7 protein-coding genes are annotated in these 12,523 nt (G+C 49.6%); 2 read left to right on the top strand and 5 right to left on the bottom strand.

From position 1 onward, the window contains the following. Positions 1–11 precede the first annotated feature (11 nt). A complete protein-coding gene (locus tag LJ740_RS11020; protein WP_229529148.1) occupies positions 12–764 on the top strand; it encodes a FlgO family outer membrane protein in 753 nt (250 codons plus the stop codon). On the opposite strand, the gene mnmC is transcribed toward LJ740_RS11020, so the two are convergent. Further along, positions 761–2,803 carry a bifunctional tRNA (5-methylaminomethyl-2-thiouridine)(34)-methyltransferase MnmD/FAD-dependent 5-carboxymethylaminomethyl-2-thiouridine(34) oxidoreductase MnmC gene (mnmC, locus tag LJ740_RS11015; protein ID WP_229529147.1) on the bottom strand — a complete coding sequence of 681 codons (2,043 nt, stop codon included), beginning with the start codon at positions 2,801–2,803 and terminating at the stop codon, positions 761–763. The two genes, LJ740_RS11020 and mnmC, sit on opposite strands and share 4 nt — an antisense overlap. A gap of 183 nt (positions 2,804–2,986) precedes the next feature. Between mnmC and fabB the strand changes: the two genes are divergently transcribed. Beyond that, positions 2,987–4,201 (top strand): beta-ketoacyl-ACP synthase I, encoded by a 1,215-nt coding sequence (gene fabB / locus LJ740_RS11010; RefSeq protein ID WP_229529146.1) that lies wholly within the window; start codon positions 2,987–2,989, stop codon positions 4,199–4,201. 467 nt (positions 4,202–4,668) lie between these two features. Here the strand turns inward: fabB and LJ740_RS11005 are convergent, their stop codons facing one another. The 4 genes from LJ740_RS11005 to LJ740_RS10990 form a co-directional block, all read right to left on the bottom strand. Next, positions 4,669–5,871, bottom strand: a complete 1,203-nt coding sequence (locus LJ740_RS11005; protein WP_229529145.1) for a DUF418 domain-containing protein — start codon at positions 5,869–5,871, stop codon at positions 4,669–4,671. Positions 5,872–5,955: 84 nt separating this feature from the next. Beyond that, positions 5,956–7,293, bottom strand: a complete 1,338-nt coding sequence (locus LJ740_RS11000; RefSeq protein ID WP_229529144.1) for a GH1 family beta-glucosidase — start codon at positions 7,291–7,293, stop codon at positions 5,956–5,958. Positions 7,294–7,393: 100 nt separating this feature from the next. Continuing rightward, positions 7,394–8,380 (bottom strand): TolB-like translocation protein, encoded by a 987-nt coding sequence (locus LJ740_RS10995; RefSeq protein ID WP_229529143.1) that lies wholly within the window; start codon positions 8,378–8,380, stop codon positions 7,394–7,396. A gap of 11 nt (positions 8,381–8,391) precedes the next feature. Next, the gene (locus tag LJ740_RS10990; protein WP_229529142.1) at positions 8,392–12,477 is read right to left on the bottom strand and encodes a PKD domain-containing protein; all 4,086 of its coding nucleotides are present in this window, start codon (positions 12,475–12,477) and stop codon (positions 8,392–8,394) included. Positions 12,478–12,523 lie beyond the last annotated feature (46 nt).

Below are 12,523 nucleotides of genomic sequence, written 5' to 3'. Positions count from 1 at the left end.
GGAATCTCAGAATGAAATTGCATGGCTATGTACTAATCGCGATGACAACTCTTACAGCCGGGTGCGAATCCACAATGGCGAGTTTTCAGTCAGTGTTTTCTAACAGTGATGATGGCGAAGTGATAGAAAACCCTTATCAGGATGATGCCCCCGCCACGAAAATGAACAAGTCCGAGTTGGAAGTGGCGATGAGTGATACGGCGTATGCCGAATCTGCCGAAGAACAGCCACATTACATGCCGCCCGGGCAGCAAAAAACGCAGCAGCTTACTGCCGTCATACCTGTGCCACGCAGCAGCTTCCAGCCTGCATACACTCACAAAGCACTGAGTGACTATGCTGAGCAAATGACCATGAGCCTGCTGCAAAAAACCAAACACATTACTCCCAACTCCCGTATTGCAATCGCTTCGTTTGTGGAATTTAACCAGGCATTGCAGTCGCCTTCAATTTTGGGCAACCGTCTGGCTGAAAGTTTTATCGCTGAGTTGCAGGGGTATGGCCTGGCCGTTGTGGACTTCAAGGCCATGGATCAAATACAGGTGACACCTCAGGGGGATCTGTTTTTTGAACGCAGCGGTCCTCGCGGTGACATGCAGTTCGTACTTACCGGCACTATGCATCGCAGTGGTCGGGGCGTAGAAGTGAATGTGCGCATAGTTAATATTTACGACAAGGTTACGGTTGCCACCACCAAAGGTTTCATACCACATTTTATTGTGGCTTCTTTGACGCCTGACTATGTTTTGGTGGACGCAGATTAATTTCTGCGACGAATCAAATCTCTTATCAGAAACCGGTTTGGGCTTACACTTGCCAGTAACTCCTGGTTCATCGGCAAAGGTTCGCCGCTGATCTGGCAAGCTAATGCCTCTGCCAGCAGCGGACTGGTACCTAATCCATGTGAACCCAGACCAGTCAAAACATACAGATTTTGCCTGTCTTTTGGCGTCGGATACTGCGCCAATGGCAGGGCCTTATACAGCGCCTGATATTGCTGCTTTTGGCTGAATAAATCGGGTACAGCACCCATTATCGGTTTGTGGTCGGGCAGGCTTAGTCGAATTGCGGCGCGCTGCTGTACGGATTCCGGTAATCTGTCAATCCAGTCACACCTGGATAACGCTGACTGAATCATCTGGTAATTCTGTCTGGTATCTTCATCTGAAGTAAATGGGGCACAGGAGGTTTTGTCAAAAGTAGCCCCCATAGCCTGCAAATTCTGATAGAAGGGGGTGTAGTACCCCTTGTGACAAATCACCGCGTTGGGAGAAGGGGCACGTTCGCTCTGCGCAAGGTGTTCTACCTGTCCCCGTGTTGTTGTAAACGGGATGCCGGCCAGTTCGGGCATGTTTTTGCTTTCAAAACCTGCTGCATAAATGACGCAATCAGCATGGCTGTGTGCGTCGTTGTGCCAGTGTAGTCGCCAGCCATCTGCTGACAATGCCGCCTGCTTCAGTTGATGGTTAACTTGTAACCGGGCACCCATTGATGCCGCGTTTTGCCACAGTGCCTGAACCAGTTCTTTGGGGTGTATCCAGCCCCCCTGAGGTACGTACAATCCATTGTATGGCATGTGTAAACCGGTGATTGATTGCGCCTGTTCCTGGGTTACGCTGTGTATCAGCGATTCCGGCCAGATGCCGTTGTTGATGAGTTTTGACTGGCGTTTTGCCACTTCCTCGCTGAATGCCGGAAAAAACACCCCGCACCAGTCATGACCAAACTCAAATCCTTGCGCGGCCAATCCAGTGTAATAGCGATGCGCAAAATCAAAGGCGTGGCAATAAAACTGACTTTGCAGTGAATAGTCGGCATTCAGAGAGGGATAAAAGCCGCCCTGATGATTACCGGATGCACCCATAGCGAGTTCCGTATCTTTGCAATAAATCGTGGTATCAAATCCGCGGGATTGTAGCGCTACCGCCAGATTCGCACCGGCTATACCGCCACCAATAACAGCCACAGATTGGATAGCATGATGGCCTTTCAGCCGTTGCCATGGCCCAGGTAGCGGGCGTTGCCATGGGAGTTGCGCTGCGGGTTCTTCTGCTGCGTTGCGTGTTTCCTCAGGCGCAAAATGGCCCATCAGCATGTCCCGCTTACGGCCAAATCCCCTGGTTTTTTTGACAATAAAGCCGTTTTCTCTGAGCCCTCGTTTTACAATGCCGGCCGCGGTAAAGGTGGCAAAGGTACAGCCAGGCTTGCTCAGACGGGCCATATTCTGAAACAGACTGTCCTGCCACATATCGGGATTTTTGCTGGGGGCAAAGCCATCCAGATACCAGGCATCGACCAGCCCTTCCTGATAGGTTTGCAGCTCAGGTAAGGTGTGAATAATATCGCCAAGCCACAGATCTAAAACAACCTTGCCCTGGTCAAATACCAGACGATGACACCCCGGTGTCGCTATGGGGTATTGAACTAACAACTGTTCGCTTAATTCCGATAGTTCAGGCCATTGTTGTAATGCCAATTGCAGTTGTGGCAGGCTGATCGGAAACTTCTCAGTACTGATAAAATAAAGTCGCTGCAACGGTGTCTCAGCTGCACAGTTTTGCGTAAGCTCTCTGAATAGCTGCCAGGTCAAAAGAAAATTAAGTCCCGTACCAAACCCGGTTTCCGCAATTACAAAGCTACTTTCTTTATGAGAAAACCATCTATCATTCAGTAGGTTATGGTCAAAAAAAACGTATTTTGACTCGGCTAATCCATTGTCGTTCGAAAAATAAACATCGTCAAACTGCTGGGATGTTGGAGTACCACTGCTATTGAAGGTTAGGGAGGCGGTTGTGAGTTTCAAAACGGTATTGCTTAGTGAATTTTCACGAAAGTGTAATCTCCCTGGCGCAAACATCAAGTATGTTTGTCGTTAAATTAAATTTCTCAAAAAAATTTAAGCGTACACTTGTACACTAAAGAGCAGACCAGTTACACTTGCTATCCGCATTACAATAGCGCAACTTTCGAATTAACAGGTAAAAATATGAAAAGAGCGGTAATCACCGGTTTTGGTATCGTATCCAGCATTGGTAACAATAAGCAGGAAGTTTTAAATTCATTAAAAGAGGGCCGGTCTGGTATTTCGACGGCTCAGGAATTCAAAGATCTCAACCTGCGTAGTCACGTCTGGGGTGGTATTGATATTGATGTGAAAGAGCACATCGATCGTAAGACACTGCGTTTTATGGGTGACGCCGCCGCGTATGCTTATATCGCGATGCAGGAAGCCATTGAAGATTCGAAGCTTACAGAAGACATGGTGTCCAATGTTCGCACTGGTCTTATTGCCGGTTCCGGTGGTGCATCGTCTGCCAATCAGGTATTGGCTGCTGATATTCTGCGTGAAAAGGGAGTAAAACGGGTAGGGCCTTACATGGTGACCAAAACCATGAGCAGCACAGTTTCAGCCTGCCTGGCGACACCCTTTAAAATCAAAGGGGTGAACTATTCATTAAGCTCCGCGTGTGCCACCAGTGCCCACTGTATCGGTGCAGCATTGGAGCAAATTCAGTTAGGCAAGCAGGATATTGTGTTTGCCGGTGGTGGTGAAGAGGTGCACTGGACCCTGGCCATGGAATTTGACGCCATGGGCGCATTGTCTACTAAATACAATGACACCCCTGAAAAAGCCTCCCGTACCTATGACGCTAACCGCGATGGTTTTGTTATTTCCGGTGGTGGCAGCATGGTTGTAGTGGAAGAACTGGAGCACGCTTTAGCGCGCGGTGCCAAAATCTACGCCGAAATAACAGGCTATGGCGCCACGTCTGACGGTTACGATATGGTGGCACCGTCCGGTGAAGGTGCGTTGCGCTGTATGCAACAGGCTTTGTCGACGGTAAATGGTGATATCGATTATCTGAACACTCACGGCACCTCAACGCCGGTTGGCGATGTGAAAGAACTGGAAGCCATTCAGGCGGTATTTGCTGGTAAATCACCGGCAATCAGTGCAACCAAAGCCATGACCGGACACGCTTTAGGGGCCGCAGGCTCTAACGAAGCGATTTATTCTTTGCTGATGATGGAACACGGCTTTATTGCGCCGTCTATTAATATTGAAGAGCTGGACGAAAAAGCGCAAGGGCTGGATATTGTCACTGAAACGCGTCAGGCTGACTTAACCCGGGTGATGAGTAACAGCTTTGGTTTTGGCGGTACCAATAGCACTTTGGTATTTGAAAAGTATCAGGGGTAATCTGATCTAATATTATTGAATGCAGGGCATTGGCCCTGCATTTTGTTTTCAGCCCTAAACTTCCTACTTCAGTAGGTGGTTATCATTAATAAAGGGCTCTGTCCGTAAAGTACCAAAATTTCAACGCTTGATGTTGATTTGCCGGGGCGCCGGCGACGCCTTAAGGAATGCTGCCTGCGGCACTCCTTAAGAATCCTCCGCAGCCCTTGACACGCAAAGCGTAACCTTCGTATTCAGCACAACAATGACCATCAATGACAGTATGTCCCTATACTGGCATTGATTGAAGTATCTTCCCTGATACTTCTCATTGTTGTGTCATCTGAATACTTCGCTTACTGCGTGTAAAGGGAGCCACAAATAGGACTTCGAACTGAACATATTGCTGACTTTCTGAAGCTCATTTAAAGGGAGTCAATAGAACGTCATCTTGTTTAAAGTGTGGATTATTAGTTTCTTAATGACAGTCAATTTCTGAAGGGCTGCACTTTCCTATAGGTCAGGCTGCGCCACGCCCATTCCAGAGGGCCAAACCGGTAATACTGCAACCACAGAGTGGATAACCAAAGTTGCACGCCCCACATGGCGATAACCAGCAACAATTGTTGCCAGCGTTCAGTGCCAGCAAACAAACCCGCGCCATAACCATAAAACAGTGTGGTGAACACCAGAGTGTGCAATATGTAGTTGCTGAAAGCCGTTTTACCGATAGCGGCCAAACGGGTTTGTAATGCGCTAAACCATTGAAATTTAACTGCTATCATTACCGCACTCGCGTATCCCAGGGCCACGAACACACTGCCCCAGAAATTAAACTGACTACCTAAAAACATGCTGTATTCTAATGAGAATGCTTGGGCCAGGTTGCTTTTTACCCCGTATAAAATTAGCCCCAGGCCAAGGAACAGGCCGGTAACCAACAGTTTCACATAGCGAGTAGTTTGCCATTTCAGGTGAAAAAAACCGGATTTATAGAGTGCCATGCCCAACAACATCATGGCTGACGCCCGCCACAGGAAATAGGTAAAAAACACGTAGGTTTGCATAAACAGCGTTTCTTCTGCACGAAACGTCAGGGCAGTACTATAACTCCCCAGATACGCGGCTATTTCTTTGTTCAGTTCCTGTTGAACCGGGTTCCAGGCCGCCATCATGCCGCTTTTAGCCTCGGCGGGAAACTGGCTCAGGCTCATGCCTATCAGCAGAGAATAACCACCCGATATCACCATAAACAGCGATGCCACCACCAGTAAGGTGGTAATTGACTTGTTGCGCAACAAATAAACCAGGAAACCACATAAGGCATAACTTACCAGGATATCGCCGTACCAAAACAAGTAGGCATGCAACAGCCCAAACAACAGTAACCAAAAGGTACGTTGATAGTGCAGTTTGGCGGGCGACTGGTTTTTCGCTTCAGCCTTTTCACAAAACAGCAAAATTCCCGCGCCAAACAACATGGAGAACAAGGACATAAACTTCTGATCAGCCAGGATATGGGTTACCGACCAGACCGCGAAGTTTATTCCGGTAAAATCTCCCCAGGCCGTGGGATTGAGGTAGGCGGCTCCGGGCATGGCGAAAGATTGAATGTTCACCAGCAAGATACCCAGCAAGGCAAAACCCCGCAGGACATCCATGGCAACGATGCGTTGTTGAGTTGTGTTCATGACAAAAGGCTTCTGTTGTTTAGTCGCCTTATCGTGGCAGACAAGGGCGACTAAAACATGTGCCAAAAGTCACAAAGAGACGATTTAAAGTGGCTTGTTGATACGGGCTTTATACCAATAGCCTGATTCTTTAATGGTGCGCTTCATGGTTTGATAATCCACGTGCACCAGGCCAAAACGGCGATCGTAGCCCAGCGCCCATTCAAAATTATCCATGATGGACCAGGCGAAGTAACCATCTATCGGCACTCCTTCCGCTCTGGCCCTTAACAGGGCATCGGTATATTGCTTTAACAGGATAATACGCTGTGGGTCCTGGACCCGTCCGGCTTCGTCCACCCAGTCGTGATTGGCCATGCCATTTTCAGTGATGATGACGGGAACGTTGTAGCGTTCGTAAAAGAACTTGCTGGCCCAATACAGGCTCTCCGGTACCACATGCCAGTCCATGCTGGTGAAGCGATCGCCTTCCAGCGGCGGCACCGGGTTAACCTGGCCAGCATCGTTAGTGGTGATAGTTTCAGCGGTATAAATATTGGCGCCATAAAAATCCAGAGGCTGGCAGATGGTTTTCATGTCATGTTGACCAAAAGCAGGCAGGTAGGGCTGATGTAATGCCAGACCATCTTCCGGGTAATGGCCCAGGAACATCGGGTCAGCAAACCAGCTATTGTTCCAGCAATCCTGTTGAGTTATAGCAAAGGTCGCCTGTTTTGCTGCGTTGACACATTGGTCGGAGTCTTGCTCTGGCACATAGACATACCCCACAGGCGCAGCGCCAACGATTGCATCGGTTTTGCTATAGCTGCGAATAGTTTGCACTGCCTTGCCATGGGCCAAAAGCGCATTGTGGGCAGCGGTCAGTACTTCTTTAAAACCCAGTTTTAGCCCGGGTGCATGATAGCCGGTGTGATGCCCAAAATGGATAAAGCACTGCGGTTCATTGAGGGTCATCCAGTGGCTGACCCGGTCGGAAAGTTTATCCACAATAATACGGGTATAGTCGGCAAACCAGTCAGCACTGTCGGGATTTAACCACCCCCCCTGTAAAAACAACTGATAGGGATAATCCCAGTGAAACAGGGTGATCCAGGGAGTAATGTTGTTGGCCAGCAGGGTATCCACCAGACGGTCGTAAAACGCCAATCCGTCAGGGTTTATCTCACCGGTGCCATTGGGTATTACCCGGGGCCAGCTGACGGAAAACCGGTAGGCCTGCAGGCCGATAGCCGCCATAGTGGCGACATCCTGCTCCATGTAGTCGATGTGATTGCAGGCGTTGTTGCCATGGTGTTGAAAACGAACCTTGCCGGGTTGTTGACAAAACATGTCCCAGACACAAGGGCCTCGTCCGCGACCATTTAAAGAGCCTTCGATTTGAAAGCTGGCCGCCGCCGCCCCCCAGGTGAATGATTTAGCCATATTGTTTGAGCGATAAAAGTCAATTTTGTTGTCAGTGTAGTCCAATAATATGGCAAATTGGTTAATGAAATCCGCGTTTTCGATTGCGAAATTAAATCAACTATTGTGCCCAGCTAAATTTCCAGTAGTGTCGCCCTGAAAGTACTGTGCTGACCTTTTCGGTTTTGGGATCAACAATATGCACACCTTGATCGTTTACGATACCGATGGCGTTGCCATCCGGGGACATCGCCATGGCCCGCACCTCCTGAGTTTGCCATAGCAGAGTGGCCTTTTTAAATGCTGTGGCGTTAACCGGTAGTTGCCACAGGTAATAATCCCTGTGTTGACTCCCGGGGTGAGCCCAGGCGTGATTAATCCCCGGCAGGGCGGTAAACAAGGGGGCTTCTGTAGATAAAAAATACAGTGCTTGCTGAATTTCGCTGACAATCGGAAAGTGCAGTTTTAATGACTGCTTTTGCAGGGGCACCAGGGAAGGCGAAGTGTGACCTTGAGTCAGTATCGCCAATTGAGTTTCTTCCCTGGTTTGTTGTTGCCATATCAGATACTGTCCTGATTCAGATACCGCCGGATGAGATGCCTGTTCCGATACCAGAGTGGATTCCCCACTGACCATATCATACCGGCGCAATGCCAGCGCTTTGGAGGCCCGCTGACCGGCACTATCCATTTGGGCTGAGATATAATAAAACTGATTCGATTTTGGCTGATACAGCGGATCGAAAAACCAACTGTCAGGATCTTTGTCAGTTAACAGCGGGGTGAGCCTGACAGCGGCATTTTCGCCTGTTTTGAGCTGGTATTCCAGTCGCCATATGCCTTGTTGTCCGGAGCGTGCGGGGGCATAGGCGAGCAACATTTCATTGCGATTTTGGGCATGGCTAAATTGAAACAGTTGACTGCCTCTTTTTAGCCGATACAGGGTTTGCAGTGAACCTTGCGCGTCGCTGTGTTTTATGCGGGGACCATCCGGACTGGCTTCCAGCACAATAAAGGGGCGTTGCGTCGTTGCAAGGGCCGATGCGGTGAATAGCATCAGTGTCAGTAACCCGAGGTTGATACGCAATAACTTCCCTGTTTTTAACATATTGATTGCCCTTAAGGATTGGCTTCGGACAGTTCCGGAGCCGGATAATTTGGTAAGTACCATAGCATACCATTTAAACAGGTTGGCAATGGGGCTAATCCCTCAGAATTTGCAGTATCTGCCGAAATGGCGTGATAGTGGTAAATACCATCCGGGAATTCCTGAGTGACCCCAGTATGACCGTTGCATTCATCCAGGGAGTTACCGGCATCGTAACCAGATTCACCATAAATGGGGAAGCCATCGGCCATAAAACCAATAGCCTGTGCGTGTCCATGACTGTCGTCTGTTTCGCTATCAAAATCGGGCAGACAGCCTGCTGCACGGACTGCTGTGGCGGTGTGTTCGTCTACCTGATCCCGATTTACATTGCTGGGATCGCCGTGGTAGTGGTAAGGCCCACCCTGATAACTGGCATTGCCGTTGCAATCATCCAGTACTTCCCAATCTGAATCATAGGTATTTAACACGGCATAACCTTCGCCACTGGGTGAATCTTCGTTTGGATGAACAAAAGTGGCGCCTGAAATTGCCATACCAGTGTGATCGTTGTCAGAGATGGCGGTGGACGAAGACGCCAGTATCGGGTTGAGTGAAAATAAAAATACTCTGCTGTTGGCATTCAGCGCGTAGCAACCAGTATCCGGGCCACCTTGGGGGTCGTCAAAACAAACATCCTGAATGTCGTTGCTGTCAGAAGTGGAATCGTCATAATCATACTGGCTGGGAATACCATTGCTCTGCAGCAGTGCGGTATCGTTACTGCCATCAAAATCCCAGTCAATCAGGCCCACATACACATAGGGTCTGGCATCGGCATTGGATGTGGCTGAAAAACGGTTTGCCGCAAATGCGGTGGCCAATGTCAGTGCATCCACTGTGGTTTCGGTACTCTCCACTGTGATTTCTGAGTCAACATCTTTGCCGATTAGGGGTTCCGAAAGCTCCGGTGAATGGTATTCCGGCACGAACCAGACCTTGCCACTCAGGCACTCCGGCAGTGGCGGTGCCTCTCTTCGGCTGCCAGTACCATTTTCCGTTACAGCATCGTAATTCAGTGCGTGATAATGATAAACGCCATCGGGGTACTCAGCGGTAGCCACACTATGACCATTACAATCATCAATTGGATTTGCACTGTCAAAATCATATCCGTCGCTGCCGTAAATGGGGAAACCATCTGCCATATAACCTATCAGGGGCGCATGACCTGTGTCTGCATCCACAATCAATTCATAGTCTGGCAGACATTGGGATGCCTCAGTAGCACTGACCGTGTGTTCATTAGTACCATCGTTGATGGGGTAGGTAGGATCGCCGTGATAATGGTAGGGGGCCCCCAGATAACCCGAATGACCATTGCAATCATCCAGTACTTCCCAGCCCTCGTCATAAACATTGGTGATAGCATAGCCAGCCCCCTCGGGAGAAGGTGCTGTCGGCAGTTCGAAAGTCGCCCCAGAAATCGCCATTCCGGAATGCTGATCTGAACTGATGCTGGTACTGGCCGTTGCCAGTTCCGGCGCCACAGGGATCACAAAAGCGCGAACGCTGGCTTCAATCGCATAACAACCACCGTTGTCGGCTTCGTCCGGGCCATTATTGGGATCATCGAAACAGGTATTGCTGATGTTGTCGGCATCAGAGGTGCTGTAGTCATAATCATAGGTAAACGGAACGCCATTGGATTGTAATAGCGCAGCGTCATTGGCGCCGTCCCTGTCATGATCGATGAAGTCCACCATCACATAGGGTCGGGCGGCGACAGTCTCATCGGCTGAGGCGGCAAAGCGCTCAGCATCAAAACTGCTTGTCAGTAAGGCTTGATTATCGGTTTCTGCCACTGTCTCCTGGCTTGCCGTAATGGTCACACTATCTGAGTCACTGTCTTCACCGTCGGAAACCGTCAGCAATACCACATAACTGCCCGCGGCATCGGCAGTAAAGCTGGCGTTTATACCTGTACTATTGGAGATTGAAGCTGCACTGTTATCGGGCTTGCTGCTAAAACTCCAGCTATAAGTCAGGGTATCATCATCATTGTCTGAACTACCGCTGGCGCTCAGCGACACGCTATCATTGACAGTGACAGCCTGATCGCCGCCGGCGTTGGCAACGGGCGGTGTATTAACTGCAATCGCTGTAACCGTTAACGTATCAGCGGTGCTGTCTTCAGTACCGTCATTCACCGTGAGAGATATCACGTAAGCGCCCGCTATCTGCGGTGTAAAAGTGGGGTTTACCGTGTTGGCGTTTGTCAAAGCGACATCAGTGTCCCCCGGGATACTGACCAGTTGCCAGGAATAAGTGAGGTTATCGCCATCTGAATCGGAACTTGCTGAACCATCCAGGGATACCAGATCGCCGACATTAACGGTTTGATCTGAGCCGGCTTCAGCGACGGGAGTGGTGTTGGTTATCACTGTTTCGGCAGTGATCGTTACAGTGTCTGCTGCGCTGTCTTCTGTCCCGTCATTGACGATGAGTTGCAGGCTATAACTTCCGGCCACATCAGCGGTAAATTTGGGAGCCTGAATGTTAGTTCTGCCCAGAGTTGCAGCACTACCTTCCGGCAGGGCCACAAATGACCAGGTATAGGTCAGGCTATCGCCATCAGTGTCGAAACTGCCGGAGCCGTCCAGTTCAACTCGTGTTCCCACATCCACCGTTTGATCTGCGCCAGCATTTGCAACCGGGGCAGCGTTAACAGCGCCAGACTCTGCACTTATTCTGACCCGGTCAGCGGCGCTGTCATCCGTGCCGTCGTTTACTATCAGGGATACAATATAGTTACCTTCAAGATCTGCGGTAAAGCCAGGGCTGACGCTATCGCTATTGGTTAGTGTCGCATTGCTGCCATCGGGGGCTGAGCGAATGGTCCAGGCGTAGGTGAGGGCATCACCCTCTTCGTCGCTGCTGGCGCTGCCATCTAAGGTAACGTGCGAACCGGCACTGACGGTCTGGTTTTCTCCTGCATTTGCATTTGGGATAGTATTACTGTTGTTGCCGTTACTGTTGGTATCGTCAAGTTTTTCCATGACCTGATCGGTACTGGCATTGATTGGGATATCACCGGATTTACTGCCAAAACTGACGGTTTCGCTGTCATCTTCACTTTCGAGTAGTGCTGTTGCACGGTGTTCCCTGTCGGCAATGACATCCGGATTGTAAATAATAAAGGTTTGATCGCCTGCACGACGAATAGCCAGATCCGCTTTGCCATCGCCATCATAATCCGCCGGTACCGGAATATCTTCAGGATGCAGTCCAAATTCAATCTCGCTGGTAACGCCATCAACACTGCTGCGAATATACCAGGTAAAGTTACCCGGATTGCGATAAGCGATGTCGGTGATACCGTCTCCGTCATAATCTGCCGGCACCGGAATATCGGTTTCATCAGTGAAAAACTGAATGCGTTGAATACCATCTTCACGGTCTGAGTTAGTGTTATCACCGCTGCTATTGAGGATATACCAATAGCCGTTAGATGCGCGCTTCACCGCGATGTCTGCTTTGCCATCGCCGTCAAAATCCCCTTTTACCGGGGTATCGTTCACCTGTTTGCCAAACTCAATACGCTGAATGCCATCGCCGCGTGTTGAGTTGAAATTGCTGCCGCTACTGTTTTTGATGTACCAGATAAAGGTGGAAGGGCGGCGTACTGCAAAATCAGCGATGCCATCACCATCATAATCCGCTGGTACCGGAATATCATTGGCGTTTTTGCCGAAGGTTTCCCGCTGAATGCCATCTTCGCGTTCAGAGTTAGTGTTATCGCCCGAAGAGTTGAGTACATACCAGGTGTAGTTGCTCTGACGACGCACAGCAAAATCGGTAATGCCGTCTCCATCGTAATCTGCGGGTACCGGGATATCGGTTTCGGATAAGCCGAATCGGGAGCGCTGGATACCATCACCGCGTTCTGAATTAAAATCCGCTGATCCTGAATTCTTTACATACCAATATTGAGTATCCGGACGCCGCACAGCGACATCTGCTTTGCCGTCACCGTCGTAATCAAATTCGGTAGCGGCAATGGGGCCGGTTATTAATAGTCCGAGAAGACCGGACAGGAACACTTGTGCAGGGTTCATAGCATTACCTTCGCATTGTATCAAAGCAGTAGGGGAACCGAAGTTC

Source organism: Planctobacterium marinum (assembly GCF_020687805.1).
Lineage (GTDB): Bacteria > Pseudomonadota > Gammaproteobacteria > Enterobacterales > Alteromonadaceae > Planctobacterium > Planctobacterium marinum.
This window is presented reverse-complemented; position numbering and strand designations above follow the sequence as displayed.

Coding starts and splice junctions, on each gene's coding strand:
- LJ740_RS11000 (WP_229529144.1), bottom strand. CDS start 7,293: ATGGCTAAATCATTCACCTGGGGGGCGGCGGCGGCCAGCTTTCAAATC.
- LJ740_RS10995 (WP_229529143.1), bottom strand. CDS start 8,380: ATGTTAAAAACAGGGAAGTTATTGCGTATCAACCTCGGGTTACTGACA.
- LJ740_RS11005 (WP_229529145.1), bottom strand. CDS start 5,871: ATGAACACAACTCAACAACGCATCGTTGCCATGGATGTCCTGCGGGGT.
- LJ740_RS10990 (WP_229529142.1), bottom strand. CDS start 12,477: ATGAACCCTGCACAAGTGTTCCTGTCCGGTCTTCTCGGACTATTAATA.
- fabB (WP_229529146.1), top strand. CDS start 2,987: ATGAAAAGAGCGGTAATCACCGGTTTTGGTATCGTATCCAGCATTGGT.
- LJ740_RS11020 (WP_229529148.1), top strand. CDS start 12: ATGAAATTGCATGGCTATGTACTAATCGCGATGACAACTCTTACAGCC.